Genomic DNA, 15,332 nt, shown 5'->3' with positions numbered 1-15,332 from the left:
TGGCTGACCTGCTGCTTCTTTGGGTGCTGCTGGTCATCACTAATCGTTGGTGGTCGACCTTCGACGGCCCTGTGGCCGGCCCGGACGGCCCCGAAATGCTTCAGCCCTCCTGCGCGCCCTCCCTCGGGTCGTTAGCTTCCCTTGGTGTCCTACCCGGTGTGGAACTACTACCCACGCAACGTTCGGCCGCCGGAGGGGTCAGTTCAACAGACCAACGCACGGATTGTCTCTAGCGTGATCGCTGTCGCCATCTGTCGGGAAGCTGACACGACCGCATTGCGGCGACTGTCGGTGCTGCCCGCCCGTACCTAGCGGAGCGCGGTGCCTTGAAGCGACTTTGGTTCGACGGCGTCTGCGGAACCGCAGCCGGCGGGTACAACAGGCCATTCGACCAGCGACAGCGATTATTGGGCTGAGGTGGCAGCCTCTCGGACTATGAACCTTCGGGACATAGACCTTGGCGACCTCCCAACTTGGCTCAGCGCAGTGAGCGCGATGGCTGCTCTGGCTGCGGCGCTCTGGGCCAGCCGCGCCGCCTGGCGGATCGTCTCCGTCGAGCGTGAACGCGACGACGAACGCCTGCGTCTAGACGCGCGGGCTCAGGCCGACCGTGTTGCCGCCTGGCCCTCGCTTGTTCTGAGTGAGCCGACCGACCAGGAGTCGCCGATTAGGTGGGGTGTAGCCCTGCGCAATGGGAGTGGGCTCCCTATCCACCAGGTGCAGGTAACCCACGTTCCGATTTCGCCGCACGGCCAGGCAGAGCAGACGGTGGTCTTCGAGCTTGTCCCGCCCGGTGACTTCCTGGTAGCCGGGCAGGAGTTGTATCGGCGACCCGACTCGGTTGCCCCACGTCCCTTCCCTGCCGAGCTGCGGGGTAGGTGGTACGTCATTGAGCTCCGCTTCACCGACATGTCCGGAAGGCGATGGCATCGGGACCGTCACGGCAACTTGGTGCGGGTTCAGGTCGATCCCTCGCTGGGTTAGCGCCGGTGCCGTGGCATTGGCGGCGTGCCGGTCAAGCTCAACGCAGTCGCCGCGATGCGAGCTGGCGCCGCTGATCAGGCTGAGTCAGCTGCCGCCTCGACCGCGCGATGACAAGTGGGTGGATGTCCCGGTGGTTCGCTGCCTGGTGCCGAAGATGGCAGGGGCCGATTGCGGGCTGGGGTTCCCGATTACCGAGGGAAGCGCGCGGTGGTGGGTCGGTTAGACTGCTTAGTGAGCTGCGAGACGAACACAGCCCAGGCTGCCGGGGCGAACGTCAGAGCGGGCACTGCGACGTCCTTCGAATCGCGGACGGCCACGACACCGGGCAGGTTGCTCGCCACCTCGACGCAATTCCCGCCACTCGCGCCGCTGCGGGTGGACTTGCGCCACCGGGCGTTACTGAGATCCATGATCGCCTTCAACTTCCTTCAGCAGGTCGATGGGATGTTGGTTTGGCTGCGCCTAGGTCCGAGCGCTCGCTCACATTGCCTCGTCTGGCTTAGCGTTCGATTGCAGCGCCTTGGACCGGCGCGAAGCCTCCTCGCCTCGGTACCTGCTACGGACGCTCGGCCACCTGAGCGACGAACGCCCGCCAAGCTGCGCGACCGAAGGTCAGGGCCGGTCCGGCAGGATCTTTGCTATCGCGTACACCGACGACGCCGGACAGGTTGTCAGCGACCTCGACGCAGTTGCCTCCGGACGAACCGCTGCGTCGGGACTTGCGCCAGATGGCGTTAGTGAGGTCCATGGTGGCTGTGCACTTCCTTCATCAGCTCGTTGGACTGTCGGCGCGGGAGTGCTTCGTTCCTCACGTTCTCCCACCTCGTCTGAAGAGTATGTAGCCCATCTTCGGTGTCGACCACGATCCCGCCCAGCTGATTTTCGAGGTGCCCGACCCAGGCTCCGTCACCGGCCCGCGCCAGCGCGAACGGACCGGACAGCCCGATGTGCAGGCCAGCGCCGGCAGGGATCACGTGGATGTGAACGTGGGGCAGCTCGGCGACGGTAATGAGGTGGGCGACCTGCTCGGCCATGATGCCGGCGTGCTCGTCGCCCGCGCGGCGGAGCGTGGACTCATCCAGCACTGCCACCACCTGCGGCGGGCTGTCACCGGTCAGGATCTTGTGTCGGCTCATCCGAGCGCTTACCTGCTGGTCTACCTCGGTGGCGGACATGAGGTCGTTCAGGCGCATCACAACGCGGGCGTAGTTCTCGGTCTGGAGTAGGCCCGGGATCAGTAGTGGCTCGAAGAGACGAAGCTGTCGGGCGCCTCGCTCGGCGTCCAGCCACGGTAGGAACCACGACGGTGCGCCGAGTTTCACCACCAGGCGTCCGAACAATCCGTCGTTGTTGAACGCGCGGTCCGCCCCGCGGATGAAGTCCATCGTCAGCGCTCGGGTGCCGCTTTCCACGGCGCTGACGTGTGAGGCGCTGAAGCCCGCTGCCCGGCCGAACGAATCTTGTGTCATCCCGGACGCCCCACGAGCGCGGCGGATCTCGCTCACGATGAAGTCCGCGAGGGGACTCGGTACGTCGGCCACGCAACGCTCCTCAAATCGGAGATCAACTACCCGAGGTGCCCCACACCGCACGCCTGTTCTGCCAGCTCTGGCCCGGACACCTGGAACGCCTTCCGAGCGTAGTGGTCTCCACAGCAGAGTGTCACCAGGCGGCGCGGCTGGCAGGCCCACGAGATCCGGTGGTCGCGTTCGCAGCGGGGCCGCTCCCGACGGGCGAGCACTCACGGGAGCGGCCCCTTCCCAACGGCACCAAGGGGAAGACCGTGCCCGACGACAAGCCCGAGAAGATGAAAGCCGGCGACGTCATCCACCTGACCACCGCGGCGAGCGTGCAGTTCCTGCGCCCGATCTTCGTACGCGTCATTCGCGAGTTGCCCGAGCGGCACACGTACCACGGTTGGGTCTGGATTGAGGGTTACCAGCTGAACGCGGCGGGCGACGCGGTCGCGCACCGCGAGTTGTACGTGCGGCGCGCAGGCGTGCGGATGCAGGCCCTGCCGGCCAGACGCCCGCGACGTGCGGTGCGGGTCGGATGATCCCGCACTTGCCGATGCGTCCGGCGTGGCTGTGCCGCAACTGCGCCGCGCCCTGGCCGTGCGGCCCGGCCCAGCTCGCGCTCGTGACCGAGTTCTACGGTCATTCGGTCGCGTTGGCGTTCTACCTGGCCGCGTCGATGCAGGAGGCGACCGACGACATGTACGGCCTGGGGCTGCGCCCGAACCCGGCCGCGATGCATGCCAGGTTTCTCGGCTGGCTGTCGCTGGCCCGCCGGCCACACCGCTAGCCAGGAAAAGAACCGGCCGGGTGGGAAACCCCACCCGACCGGCGTCCGGATCCCTGGAACGTCAGTGCTTCTTGAACACCGGCATGGTGTCCAGCGTGGTGGTGATGTTCTGCGTGGTGCCGCCCCGGTACGTCTTCCCGGTGAAGATGTCCGTCCAGGTGTCGCCCGGCGGGAACCACACCGACGTGGTGGCGGTGGTGCCGGGCGTCGTCACGGGTGCCACCAGGTAGTCCGGGCCGTAGAGGTACTGGGACCCGGCGGTGGCGTACGCGGCCTGTTCCTTCGGGTACGCGAGGTACATCGAGCGGACGATGGGCGTACCCGTGCGGGTGGCCTCCTTCGCGGCGGCGTAGGTGTACGGCTGTAGTTCCTTGCGCAGGTTGAGGAACTTCTTGGCCGACGCGTTCGCCTCCGGGCCGTACTGCCAGGGCAGCCGGTCGCTGTGGTTGGAGTGCAGCCGGTCGATGGGCTGGAACGTGCCGAACTGGACCCACCGGGCGTAGAGGTCGTCGGGCAGCTTGGTGCTGCCCGGTTCGGTGCCCGGCTCCTGGAGGCCGCCGGTGTGCCCGCCGATGTCGTGGCTGACCGCGGCGAGCCCGGTCGCGGCCGACTCGCCCGGCGTGTAGCCGACCTCCATCTGGAGGGTCGACCAGTCGGAGGTGGTGTCGCCGGTGAAGTGCAGGGTGGTGCGCTTGTCGGCCCACGGGCCGGTCGACACCGGGGTCGGGCTGCTGTAGCCGCCGGCCTGCAACGAGCCGTACGCGCGGGAGAACGCGAAGCCGGTCTTGTCGGCGTACTGCTGGTTGATCCACGCGTCGCCGGTCACGCCGGCGAGCGACGACTTGGTGTTGTCGCAGCACCAGTCCAGCCACCACAGGTCCGGGCCCTTGCTGCCCTTCGGGATCATCCCGTCGTGCAGCTGCATGTATGCCTTGAGCTGGTCCGGGTCGCCGAAGTCGAACGCGTAGCAGTCGGGGCCGCCGTTGCAGCCGACCCGCTGGAGCTTGCCCTTCGCGGTGGCCTGCGCCTGGGCGAACTTCGGGTCCGAGCCGAGGATGCTCGGGTGGATGTTGATGCCGGTGTGCAGGCCCTGCTTCTTCGCCCAGTCGAAGAACGCCTTCGGGTCGGGGATCCGGGTGGGGTCGATGCTCCAGCCGTTCCACTTGTCCGGCGCCTTGACGTCCGTGTCCAGAACAAGAACATCAAGGGGTACGCCTTCGGCCTTCGCCCGGGCCACCAGCTCCTGGAATTCGGTGGCGGTGCGGTCGTAGTACTCGGAGTACCACACCCCGTACGCCCACTTGGGCAGCAGCTTCGTGGGCCCGGTCAGGGTCGACAGGTCCTTCAGGCCACGGGTGAAGTCCTGCCCGTACGCGAAGACGTAGCCGTCCTGCTCGGGTGCCGGCCGGGGCTTGGTGGTGCTCAGGGCCGAGGCCGAGTCGTCGAGCAGGTACCAACCGTCCTGGTAGAGCAGGCCCGGGGCGGTGAGCGCGGAACCGGTCACGCCGTCCAGGCCCCGGCGGTAGCCGCCGAGCGGCGCGTGCGGGGCGAGCAACGGGGAGCCCTTGCTGGCGACGGCGACCGTGTCGACGTTGACGTTGCAGCTGGCGTCGGTGGGGCAGCCCAGCGTCACGGTGTTGGTGCCCCGGTCGAGGTGGACCGGCACGGCGACGGTGTTCCAGTAGTCCCACCCGCTGGTCGGCGGAAGGGTCGCCGTGACCGGTGCCGCCGTTCCCGCGGTGACCGACATGGTGCGTGTCTGGCTCGGCTGGGCACCGGCCTGACCGTTGGCGTACCGGATCTGCATCTGGTAGTCACCGCTGGACGGAACATCCGTGACGGTGAACGCTACGGCGGAGGTGGTGCTCTCCAGGCCGGCCAGGAATCCCGTACCGGATGCGCCGTTGTGGTCGTTCGCCGGCCGTGCGCCGCCGGTCAGCGCGCCGGTCTCGGCCTCTCCCAACGTGCCGAACCGCAAAGGCTGCGGCTCGGGCGGGGTCGGCGCCGGGAACGGATCACCCGGGTCGACCACCGCGAGGCTGTCGACGTTCACGTTGCCGGAGTCGTCGGGACCCCGCACGACGCTGATCTCGTGCCGGCCGGCGGTGAGGTCGACCGGCACGGTGGCCAGGCCCCAGGTGTCCCAGTTGGCGGTGGGCGGCAGCGTCAGCGGGTGGCCGGCGTCGCCGTCGACCCGAACAGTCAAGGTGCGGTCCACGTTCTGGCCGTCGCCGCCGGTGCTGTTGGCGTAGCGGACGGTGAGCTGCTTCGTGCCGGCCGCCGGGGCGTCGAGTGCGAAGGTCACCGAGTCGCCGGCCGCGGCGAAACCGGCCGCGAAACCACGCCCGGTGTACCCCTGGTGGTCGGTGGCCACGCCGGGGCCGTTGAGCTGCAACGACTCGGCCTCGCAGAGCGCGCCGAACCCGCAGGCCGGGGCGGTGTGGCCGGCCCACGGTCGGCCCTGCACGGTCTGCTTGCCGGCCTTGAGCTGCACGGTGAGGTTGTCGGCGGTGAACGCGCCGGAGCCAACCCGGTACCGCACCGTCATCGCGCCGGTGTCGATGGTGAGCCAGCCGTGGTCGACGCGCTTCGTGAAACGCGTCCGGGGGAAGTCGTCGCGCCCGACGGCGTTGAAGGTGGCGGCGTCGGTGAACCTGCCGTCCTTCTGGTACTCGGTGCGGATCAGCGTCGGGGACAGCACCTCGAAGCGTGCGTCACCCGAGCGTACGGCGTCGTCCTGCGCCCGGTGGTGGCTCGCCTGGGCCGGCGCGGACGGGGCGAGCGCCAGCCCCGTGATGAGGATGCCGGCTGCGGCGGCTGCTGTCGCGCGGCGACGGTGTGAGTTCCGATAGAGCAAGATGCGCTCCTCGTCTCATATGGAGGAAATGAGTCGATGACAACGCTGTCACTCGCTCGAAACGCATGTCAACGGGGCTCGGCGGGTGAACCTTCTCTCTTTCGTCGCCTGCCGTACTCATCCGGCAGGCGACGGAAGCGCACGGTGACTGGCGACGGCACGACCACCAGTTCAGGCGTACGGAATCCAGGGTTCGGGCTGCTCGGCGTCCCAGCCCAGCTTCTCGAGTGCGCGCAGGACCGCGCCGACGCGGGGGGTCCAGAAGAGCAGGACCTGGTCGCGCTCCTCCACCTCGGGCAACTCGGCCTGCGGCTTGACCTCGTGCCAGACGATGAGCTGATGCAGGTACGGCAACGGTACGTCGACCGTCTCGTTCTCCTGGCGTTCGGGAGCCTGCTGCTCACCGGTGCTCTCGCGATCGCGTACGTGGTGATGGACATCGCCTGGATCGGCCTGTTCCTGAGCGCGGCGGCCGTGGCGTTGGGCCTGGCTTCCGGTGGCCGGCTGGTGCGCGACGCGGTGATGCCGTTCCGCGTCGATGTCGACGCGCACGGCTTGTCGGTGCGGATTCCGAAGCTCAAACGCCACCTGCGATGGGACGAGGTCGCCGCGGTGGTGCTCGCCGACGTTCCCGGGACAATTGTCCAACGCACGCTGCGGGGTCCACGTCTGCTCCTGGTGCCTGCGGCCGGGGTGAGCTTGGGCGTCCCGCTGCCCGAAGAGAGCCCGGTGGACGGCCAGCCGGCGATCGAACTGTTCGAGCTCGGCGAGGTGGCCTACGACGAGGAGCAGTTCGCGGTGGACCTGGCGCTGCTGGCGGGTGAGCGTTTCCACCAGCTGAGCCGGCAACCGATCGAGCCGGTCAGCGGCGTCCCCCTGCGGGATTTTCCGGACCAGCCCGACCGCGCCCGGCTCAAGCGGTGGTTGGACCGGCGCAGGGCGGTGCTCTTCGTCGGCTGGTACCTGCTCGTCCTCGTTCCGTCGCTGTCGCTCACCATCGTCGCGACACAACACAACGAGCTGCTCGGCGTCATCGTGCTGGTCGTGGCCCTGTCGGTGGTCGGCATCGTCACCAGAGTCGTTCGGCGATTCACCGAGACGTGCCGGGGCCTGCTCGACGACGGAGCGATGATCGACGAGAGCGACCTCGTCACCGGTGCTGATGCGGAGTCACCCCGGACCAGCCTGCTGTCGGGGATCGTCACGGTACTGCGACCGGGCCGACTGAAGGGCTTCGGCGATGCGTGGGTGCTGGCCCGCACGGCAGACGAGAAACCTCCCGTTCCCCTGCTGCTCCTCACCGACCCACGTACCGGCCTGCCTCGTGGCCGGGACGACCTGCGGGCACTGGAGGCTGTCCTGCGGCGCTCGGCCGACGAACGGGATCGCGCCGCAGGTCGGCACCTCGACGAGCTGGCGTCGCGCGCGCCGGCAGCGGTCGCGTCGCCCACCATGCCCGCAGCGGAAGCTCGATCAGCCGCGACAGCCTTGTGGGACGCGTCGAAGGGGGTGGCACGTGCGGTCGTGCTGCTCGGTGTCGTGGTCACCGTGATGATCGCGGGCGGCTGGGTGGTCGAGGAGACGACCATCGTGGGACCCGCTCTCATCGTCACCGCCTTCGTCCTGTTCCTGGTGTGGCTGGCATACGCGGTGTACCGCGTATACGTGCTGCTCAGGGCGCTACTGACGATTGTCGGGCGGGTGTTTCGCTGAGGATGCTTGCGGCCGCCCGCCCGGTCAGCAGTGGGGGCGGTCGAGCGGAGCGGCGGCACCCGCGAGCGCTTCGACCGTCGCCGTCGGCGCGGTGGACTCCGTCGGCGACGGCGCGATGGTGGGGCTCGGCGGGGCCGATGGTGAGGTGCTGGGCGTGGGGGAGGCGCTGGCGAGGGTGGCCGCGCTGCGTTGCACCTGCTTGGTGACCAGGCGGATGCCGGTGGCGGTCGCCTGGCGTCCGTACACGTCGGTGACCCTGATGCTGTACGGCCCGGGGCCGATCCCGCCTTCGATGGCCCAGTGGTTGTCGCTCTGCCGGGCGGCCTTGCGGAAGCCGCCGCGCCCCTTCGCCTCGACCGAGCGCAGCGGGTTTCCGTGGTTGCCGACCTGCACCGCGAACCAGTATGTCGAGGCACCGCCCTTGATCCGGAAGGTGAGCCCTCCGTCGAGCGGTGGGTTCACCACCGCCCGGTACGTCACGGGCGCGATGCCCTGAGACCGGTCCGCGATCCTGGTGAACGCCTCGGTGGACAGGTCGATCTTGCTGGGTCCGCAGCCGCCGCACTGGTCCATGACCATGACCCGGACCTTGCCCTTCGGGCCGCTCACCTCCAGGTAACTGCCGCACGCCGCCGATCCGGAGTACTGGGACGCGCCGAGGGCCACGTAGAGGCGGTCCGCCGGTGGACCGGGGAAGGAGCAGTTGCCACCCGAGCGGCCGGCGTCGTAGAAGCTCGCCTTTCCCTTGTGGACGGTGTTGCCCGTCGGTGGTGCGGCGCAGGCCGGGGTGGCGCCACCGCGCACGGCGAGGGTGATGCCCAGAACGGCGGCCACAGCGGTGACCCCGGCACCGGCCAACCAGTGTCTGACCCGCCGACTCGACCGGGGCCCGCCGGTGTCGCTGGCCGGGAGATCGTGGTCGGGGGCCGCGCCTGGTGCCGTCACGGCGCCTGATGTTGCCGCACCCCGCTGTGGCAGCGCAAAGCCGTCCCACCGATCGTCACTCGCCGGATCGGCGCGGGCGCAGTCCGTTGAGGGCGGTGCTGACGACGAGGTCGGCGTACTCGGCGGTGAGCGGTCCGCTGCGGTGCAGCCAGCGGTTGAGCACGGGCCCCCAGATGATGTCCACCGCCACGTCGAGGTCGACGTCGTCGGCGATCTGCCCGGCCTGCTGGGCGCTGCGCAGGCGTTGCCGTTTGGCCTGCTTCAGCGGCCCGTCCAACCGTTGCGCGTACGCCGCGGCCAGCTCGGGGTCGAGCGCGATCTCGGTGGCCAGCGCGCGCATCGGTTGCTCGTACCGGGGGTCGTTCATCTCCTCGACCGTGGCGCGCAGCACCACTGTCAGGTCCGCCGCCAGGTCGCCGGTGTCCGGCAGCGTCGGCGGCCCACCCTCGGTGGCCTCGCTGAGCATGAGGAAGGCGTCGAAGATGACAGCGCCCTTCGACGGCCACCAGCGGTAGATGGTCTGTTTGCCGACGCCGGCCCGCGCGGCGATGCCCTCGATGCTGAGCTTCGCGTACCCCGTCTCCTGGAGCAGGTCGAAGGCCGCGGTGAGGATGGCGCGGCGGGAGGTCTCCCGGCGTCGGGCCGTATTGGGGGTCATGGGCCGAACGATATCAGCTCACGAGACGAACCGTCTCGTCTTGACGGCGGAGGTGTCGCACCCTAGTCTCGGTCCATCACGAGACGGACCGTCTCGTCTTGGAATGAGGAGAATCGCATGCGTACCTGGTTCATCACCGGTGCCAGCCGCGGCCTGGGCCGCGCCTTCGCCGACGCCGCACTCGACCGGGGCGACCGGGTGGTCGCCGCCGCCCGGACCATCGACCAGGCCGACTTCGACCCGAAGTACGCCGACCGACTGCTGGCCCTGACCCTCGACGTGACCGACCGCGCGGCGGTTGCCGCCGCCGTGGACACCGCCGTCGAGCACGTCGGCCCGCTCGACATCGTCGTCAACAACGCCGGCACCCTGTCCATGGGCATGATCGAGGAGTTCACCGAGGCCGAGGCGCGCGCCCAGTTCGAGGTCAACCTCTTCGGCGCGCTCTGGGTCAGTCAGGCCGTGCTGCCACACCTGCGCGCCCAGCGGTCCGGCCACATCGTGCAGGTCTCCAGCATCGCCGCGCTCGGCGGCTTTCCGAGCACCGGCCTCTACAGCGCCAGCAAGTTCGCCCTGGAAGGCATGAGCGAGGCGCTGGCGATGGAGGCGGCGGCCTTCGGCATCACCGTCAGCATCGTGCAGCCGGGCGGCTACTGGACCGACCTCTACACCAGCCTGAGCGCCACCACCCCGATGGACGCCTACGCGCCACTGCGCGCCGAGCTGGAGCGCCAGTGGGCGCAGGGCTCGATCGACAGCGAACCCCGGCTGGCCGCCGAGGCGCTGCTGCGACTTGTCGACAGCGACGACCCGCCGCTGCGGCTCCTGCTCGGCAGCATGGTGTACGACCTGGCGTTCGACCTCTCCCGCCGGCGGATGGACACCTGGGCGAGCTGGGAGCAGGTCAGCCGAGCCGCCGAAAAGGCCGTCGCGGCCCCCGGATCCCACCAATGAGAGGGCTGCGCGTATCGCCACGGGCGGCAGGCCCGGCGTTCTAGGCTCCGAGATATGGCGGCGGCGTGCCCAATTCCTTTGGCACATAAGTCCGGGCAGAGCCTTCACCCCATGATTTCTCCTCGCGAGGCGCAAACCTAGACGGAGAGGAAACAGGCATGGCTGTCAAAACCAAGACTCGTCCGGGCACCACGGAAATCCGACCGTTCTCGGTCGACATTCCCCAGGCCGACCTCGATGACCTGAAGCGGCGCATCAAGGCCACCCGCTGGCCGGACAAGGAAACGGTGGACGACCAGTCGCAGGGCGTGCCACTCGCGACGATTCAGGCCGTCGCCCGCTATTGGGAGAAGGAGTACGACTGGCGCAAGGTCGAGGCGCGGCTGAACGCCGTACCGCAGTTCATGACCACCATCGACGGGGTGGACATCCACTTCATCCACGTGCGCTCGAAACACGAGGACGCGCTGCCGCTCATCGTCACCCACGGGTGGCCGGGCTCGGTCATCGAGCAGATGAAGATCATTGAGCCGCTCACCGACCCCACCAAGCACGGCGCGAGCGCATCCGACGCCTTCCACCTGGTGATTCCGTCACTGCCCGGCCACGGCTTCTCCGGCAAGCCGACCGAGCCGGGATGGAACCCGCAGAAGATCGCAACCGCCTGGACGGAGCTGATGAAGCGGCTCGGCTACAACCGGTTCGTCGCGCAGGGCGGCGACTGGGGTGCGGTCATCGTCGACCAGATGGGCCTCCAGGCGCCTCCGGAACTGCTCGGCATCCACACCAACATGCCCGGTGCGATCCCCACCGAGATCGACCTGTTGTTCCAGGGCGACACCACCGGCGCGAACAACGCCATGGGCTCGCTGCCCTCCGGTCTCTCCGACGACGAGATGCGGGCCGCCGAGGAAGCCAACTACGTGTGGAAACACGTCGCCTACGCCCTCATGATGGCGACACGTCCGCAGACACTGACCGGGCTGGCGGATTCTCCGGTCGGCCTGGCGTCCTTCCTGCTCGACCACGACTCGAAGAGTCTGGCCCTGATCTCGCAGGTGTTCGACGGGGCCACGGCGGGCCTCACCCGCGACGACATCCTGGACAACATCTCGCTCTACTGGTTGACGAACACCGCGGTCTCCGCGTCCCGCCTGTACGCGGAGAACAAACTCTCGTTCTTCGCCGCCAAGGGCGTGAAGGTGCCGGTCGCCGTGAGCGTCTTCCCCGACGAGCTGTACGAGGCACCACAGAGTTGGGCCGAGCAGGCGTACTCGAACCTCATCTACTACAACAAGCTCGACGTGGGCGGGCACTTCGCCGCCTGGGAACAGCCGAAGATCTTCTCCGAAGAGCTTCGCACCGCCTTCCGGTCGCTGCGCTAGATGGCCGTGCACCTGCCCCCGCTCAGCGGGGCGGCCGAGTGGCTCAACTCCGAGCCACTCGGCCCCGCCGATCTGGGCGGACGCGTCGTCCTGGTCAACTTCTGGACGCTGACCTGCATCAACTGGCTGCGCCAGGAGCCGTACGTGCGGGCCTGGTCGCAGGCGTACCGCGATGACGGGCTGGTCGTCGTCGGGGTGCACACCCCGGAGTTCGGGTTCGAGCACGAGACCGACTGGGTGCGGCGGGCGGTGGCGGCCCGTTCGATCGACTACCCGGTGGCGCTCGACAACGACTACACGATCTGGAGCGCCTTCGACAACCACTACTGGCCCGCGCTCTACTTCGTCGACACCGACGGCGTCATCCGCGACGAGCACTTCGGCGAGGGACGCTACGAGCAGTCCGAGCGGGTGCTCCAACAACTGCTCGGCGTCGAGCGCGAACCCGTACCCGTCAACGGGCTCGGCCCGGAGGCGGAGGCCGACTGGACCAGCCTGCGCACGCCCGAGACGTACCTCGGTTTCGGTCGCGGTGAACACTTCGCGTCGCCGAACGGCCCGGCGCTCGACGAACGTCGCGCCTACCAGGTGCCGGAGAGCCTCGGCCTCAACCAGTGGGCGCTGGCAGGAGAGTGGACGATCGGGTCGGAGAACGTCGTACTGGACCAGGCCGGCGGCGGTATCGCCTTCCGATTCCACGCCCGCGACGCGCATCTCGTGCTGGCCCCCGGGGCGGGTCGGCCGATCCCGTTCCGCGTGCTGCTCGACGGCGAGGCGCCCGGCCCGTCCCACGGCGTCGACGTCGACGCCGACGGCAACGGCGTACTCCAGGACGGCCGGCTCCACCAGCTCGTCCGCCAGGACGGCGCGGTCCGGGAGCGGACCCTGGAGATCACGTTCGGTGAGCCTGGCGCCGAGGCGTACGCCTTCACCTTCGGGTAGGGCGTGTGTGTCGGATCCGGGGGGACGTCGACACACACGCCCGGGTCGCTCAGCGGCGCAGGTCGACGATGCTGACGGTGCCGGAGACCGGCGAGATGCTGCGCACCTGCGGGCGGGGGCGGAGTCGGGCGTCGCCGGCGTACCGGTCGGCGAGGGTCTTCTCCGCCGTCTCGTCACCGTCGTCGGCGGCGAGCAACAACGCGGCGATCTCGTCCACGAGCGTGAGGTCGGCGGTGGCGATGTCCTCGGTCATCGCGCCGAAGCGGTCCCAGAGCAGCAGCTCGTCCTTCTGTCGGTGGGCCAGCTCGATTAGGACGTAGTCGTGGATGAACCAGTTGCCCCGGATCGGCAGCTCCGGGCTGACGCCGTAGCGCTCGGGGTCGATCGTCCCGGCCCGGTACGCCGACCACACCCGCGCCGCCGAGTCGAAGAGCCCTGCCTCCGGGTCGATGTCGTAGCCGTCGAACCCCCAGTCGCCGGCGGGGTCGAGCTCCGGATCGGCCCAGACCCACCGGTCGCCGTTCCAGTACTCCACCAGCACGTGGTCGTGGTGCCAGTCGGGCGCGAAGTACGAGACGAAACCGACCCGGCTGCGGCTGGGAATGCCGTGCTGACGCAGCACCGCGACCGAGAGCAGCGTGTGGTCCCGACAGCAGCCTGCCACCCGGTCGACGGCCGGACGCTGCGCCGCGAGAGGCAGCGGAAAGCGGGACTGGTCAGTGTCGAGGATGCGGTCCACCCAGCGGCGGTTCACCTCGTCGAGCCGGTCGTCGGGCAACTCGACGCCGCCGGCCCGGTAGTGGACGATCACGTTGCGGGCGGTCGCCGCCACGGCGGGGAAGTCGGTCGCCACGTCGTCGAGGAGCCCGCCGTACCGACCCGGGTCGCTGTACGGGGAGTGTTTCCGATAGTCATCAAGGTCCATGGGGGCAGTCTCCGGTCCGCCACCGTGTCAGGGTCAAGGCGCTAGTGTCGGCTGCTGTGACGACGCCCGAGATCACCATCGCCACGCCCGCCGACCGCGCCACAGTTGTCGACACGCTCGTCGCCGCGTTCGTCAAGGATCCGATCCTGCGGTGGCTGTTCCCCGACGAGGAGACCTATCCCCGGTACTGCGCCGCCTTCTTCGGGCACCTCTTCGACAAGCGGGTGCACCAGAAGTCGATCTGGACGATCGGCGGGGGTGCGGCGGTCGCCCTCTGGGACCCGCCGGCCGGGCAACCGGCTGCCGGCGCGGCCGCCGTGCCGGCCCCTGCGCACGGGGTGCCGGAGGTCTCTCCGTACCCGACCGACGTGCTGGCCCGGGTGCAGCGCTACGACGACATCGTGCACGACGCCCTGCCGGCTTTCCCGTTCTGGTACCTCGGTGTCCTGGGCACCCACCCGGACAACGCCGGACGCGGTTGGGGCCGTGCCGTCATGCGGGCCGGGCTGGACCGCGCCGCCGCCGACGGCCGGCCGGCGATCCTGGAGACCAGCAAGCCGGGCAACGTCGAGCTGTACCGCCGGGCCGGCTGGGAGGTGATGAACTTCCTGCCGGAGCCCGTCCCCACCTGGCTCATGATGCAGCAACCGCCGCGCTGATCAGACTGACCTCCCCGGTCGGCGACGTCAGGTCATCGGGCGTACCCGACCGACGCGGGCATCGGATGTCGGGTGGGCGACCGACCCTGCGACCTAACGTCGGTGTTCGAAAGGGAAGGAGGCCCGGGTGCTGGATCGGCTCAACGAGGCCATGGCGTACATCGAGCGTCACCTCGACCGGAAGATCGAGGTGGCGGAGCTGGCGAGGATCGCGCTGACGTCGGAGTACCACTTCCGGCGGCTGTTCTCCGCGCTGGCCGGAATGCCGCTGTCGGAGTACATCCGTCGGCGTCGGCTCACCGTCGCCGGCGCGGACGTGCTGGCGGGGGAGCGGACGTTGCTCGACGTCGCCGTGCACTACGGCTACGGCTCGACGGAGGCGTTCGCCCGGGCGTTCCACGCCGTGCACGGCGTGGGGCCCGGAGTTGCGCGGCGTACGGGGGCAGCGCTGCGCGCCCAGCCCCGGATGTCCTTCCGACTCACCGTCGAAGGGAGCGGCAGCATGGAGTACCGGATCGTCGACAAGGACGCGTTCGCGCTGGTGGGGCGCAAGGCCCGGGTCCCGCTGGTGCACGAGGGGATGAACCCGGCGATCGTCGCGTTCATCAGGAGCATCGACAAGGAGACGACCGAGCGGATCGAGGCGCTCTCCGATCAGGAACCGAAGGGGATCGTCAACGTCAGCGACAACCTCGCCGACAGTCGGCAGGAGGGCACCGAGCTCGACTACTGGCACGGGGTGGTGACCGGCACCGAGCCGCCGGAGGACCTGGACGCGCTGCCGGTGCGGGCGGGGTCGTGGGCGGTGTTCACCACCTCCGGCGCGTTTCCGCAGGCGGTGCAGTTCCTGTGGCGTGACGTGTTCACCCAGTGGTTTCCGTCCAACCCGTACCGCAGCCGACCTGGACCGGAGATCTCCCGGGTCCGGGTGTCGGCGGACGGGACCCAGGCGGACGCCGAGCTGTGGATTCCCGTCGAACGGGTACCCACCCCTATGTAGAGTTCC

16 protein-coding genes are annotated in these 15,332 nt (G+C 69.1%); 8 read left to right on the top strand and 8 right to left on the bottom strand.

Annotation, left to right across the window (positions count from 1 at the left end):
- Positions 1-1,172: 1,172 nt before the first annotated feature.
- The 3 genes from AB0877_RS13900 to AB0877_RS13890 all read right to left on the bottom strand — a co-directional run bounded on the left by AB0877_RS13900 (position 1,173) and on the right by AB0877_RS13890 (position 2,525).
- Positions 1,173-1,394 carry a DUF397 domain-containing protein gene (locus tag AB0877_RS13900; protein ID WP_366608911.1) on the bottom strand — a complete coding sequence of 74 codons (222 nt, stop codon included), beginning with the start codon at positions 1,392-1,394 and terminating at the stop codon, positions 1,173-1,175.
- A gap of 146 nt (positions 1,395-1,540) precedes the next feature.
- The gene (locus tag AB0877_RS13895) at positions 1,541-1,732 is read right to left on the bottom strand and encodes a DUF397 domain-containing protein (protein WP_366608910.1); all 192 of its coding nucleotides are present in this window, start codon (positions 1,730-1,732) and stop codon (positions 1,541-1,543) included.
- Entirely contained in the window at positions 1,719-2,525 is an 807-nt protein-coding gene (locus AB0877_RS13890; RefSeq protein ID WP_366608909.1) for a helix-turn-helix transcriptional regulator, read from the bottom strand. The genes AB0877_RS13895 and AB0877_RS13890 overlap by 14 nt, the downstream gene beginning before the upstream one ends.
- A gap of 242 nt (positions 2,526-2,767) precedes the next feature.
- On the opposite strand from AB0877_RS13890, the gene AB0877_RS13885 reads away from it, so the two are divergent.
- Together AB0877_RS13885 and AB0877_RS13880 are read left to right on the top strand one after the other, a co-directional pair.
- The gene (locus AB0877_RS13885; RefSeq protein ID WP_366608908.1) at positions 2,768-3,040 is read left to right on the top strand and encodes a hypothetical protein; all 273 of its coding nucleotides are present in this window, start codon (positions 2,768-2,770) and stop codon (positions 3,038-3,040) included.
- Entirely contained in the window at positions 3,037-3,288 is a 252-nt protein-coding gene (locus AB0877_RS13880; protein ID WP_366608907.1) for a hypothetical protein, read from the top strand. The genes AB0877_RS13885 and AB0877_RS13880 overlap by 4 nt, the downstream gene beginning before the upstream one ends.
- A 61-nt stretch (positions 3,289-3,349) precedes the next feature.
- Here AB0877_RS13880 and AB0877_RS13875 read toward each other — a convergent pair whose 3' ends face one another.
- Both AB0877_RS13875 and AB0877_RS13870 read right to left on the bottom strand, forming a co-directional pair.
- On the bottom strand, positions 3,350-6,145 hold the full coding sequence (locus AB0877_RS13875; protein WP_366608906.1) for a TIM-barrel domain-containing protein: 2,796 nt from the start codon (positions 6,143-6,145) through the stop codon (positions 3,350-3,352).
- A 171-nt stretch (positions 6,146-6,316) separates the two neighbouring features.
- The gene (locus AB0877_RS13870) at positions 6,317-6,499 is read right to left on the bottom strand and encodes a hypothetical protein (protein WP_366608905.1); all 183 of its coding nucleotides are present in this window, start codon (positions 6,497-6,499) and stop codon (positions 6,317-6,319) included.
- Between AB0877_RS13870 and AB0877_RS13865 the strand changes: the two genes are divergently transcribed.
- On the top strand, positions 6,485-7,858 hold the full coding sequence (locus AB0877_RS13865; protein ID WP_366608904.1) for a hypothetical protein: 1,374 nt from the start codon (positions 6,485-6,487) through the stop codon (positions 7,856-7,858). The two genes, AB0877_RS13870 and AB0877_RS13865, sit on opposite strands and share 15 nt — an antisense overlap.
- A gap of 24 nt (positions 7,859-7,882) precedes the next feature.
- Here the strand turns inward: AB0877_RS13865 and AB0877_RS13860 are convergent, their stop codons facing one another.
- Positions 7,883-8,803: an expansin EXLX1 family cellulose-binding protein gene (locus tag AB0877_RS13860; protein WP_366608903.1), complete on the bottom strand. Its 921-nt coding sequence runs from the start codon at positions 8,801-8,803 to the stop codon at positions 7,883-7,885.
- Between the two features lie 55 nt (positions 8,804-8,858).
- On the bottom strand, positions 8,859-9,461 hold the full coding sequence (locus AB0877_RS13855; protein WP_366608902.1) for a TetR/AcrR family transcriptional regulator: 603 nt from the start codon (positions 9,459-9,461) through the stop codon (positions 8,859-8,861).
- Between the two features lie 117 nt (positions 9,462-9,578).
- Between AB0877_RS13855 and AB0877_RS13850 the strand changes: the two genes are divergently transcribed.
- From AB0877_RS13850 to AB0877_RS13840, 3 genes are all read left to right on the top strand, one after another.
- Positions 9,579-10,415 carry an SDR family NAD(P)-dependent oxidoreductase gene (locus AB0877_RS13850; protein ID WP_366608901.1) on the top strand — a complete coding sequence of 279 codons (837 nt, stop codon included), beginning with the start codon at positions 9,579-9,581 and terminating at the stop codon, positions 10,413-10,415.
- 158 nt (positions 10,416-10,573) lie between these two features.
- Positions 10,574-11,800 carry an epoxide hydrolase family protein gene (locus AB0877_RS13845; protein WP_366608900.1) on the top strand — a complete coding sequence of 409 codons (1,227 nt, stop codon included), beginning with the start codon at positions 10,574-10,576 and terminating at the stop codon, positions 11,798-11,800.
- Complete coding sequence (locus tag AB0877_RS13840) at positions 11,801-12,742, top strand: redoxin domain-containing protein (protein ID WP_366608899.1); 942 nt, start codon at positions 11,801-11,803, stop codon at positions 12,740-12,742.
- Positions 12,743-12,791: 49 nt separating this feature from the next.
- On the opposite strand, the gene AB0877_RS13835 is transcribed toward AB0877_RS13840, so the two are convergent.
- Positions 12,792-13,667 (bottom strand): transglutaminase domain-containing protein, encoded by an 876-nt coding sequence (locus AB0877_RS13835; RefSeq protein WP_366608898.1) that lies wholly within the window; start codon positions 13,665-13,667, stop codon positions 12,792-12,794.
- A 56-nt stretch (positions 13,668-13,723) separates the two neighbouring features.
- Between AB0877_RS13835 and AB0877_RS13830 the strand changes: the two genes are divergently transcribed.
- Positions 13,724-14,326, top strand: coding sequence for an N-acetyltransferase (locus AB0877_RS13830; protein ID WP_366608897.1), 603 nt, complete (start codon positions 13,724-13,726; stop codon positions 14,324-14,326).
- Positions 14,327-14,453: 127 nt separating this feature from the next.
- Entirely contained in the window at positions 14,454-15,326 is an 873-nt protein-coding gene (locus tag AB0877_RS13825) for an AraC family transcriptional regulator (protein WP_366608896.1), read from the top strand.
- Positions 15,327-15,332 lie beyond the last annotated feature (6 nt).

The sequence above is a fragment of the Micromonospora sp. NPDC047644 genome (assembly GCF_040704315.1).
Classification (GTDB): Bacteria; Actinomycetota; Actinomycetes; order Mycobacteriales; family Micromonosporaceae; genus Micromonospora.
This window is presented reverse-complemented; position numbering and strand designations above follow the sequence as displayed.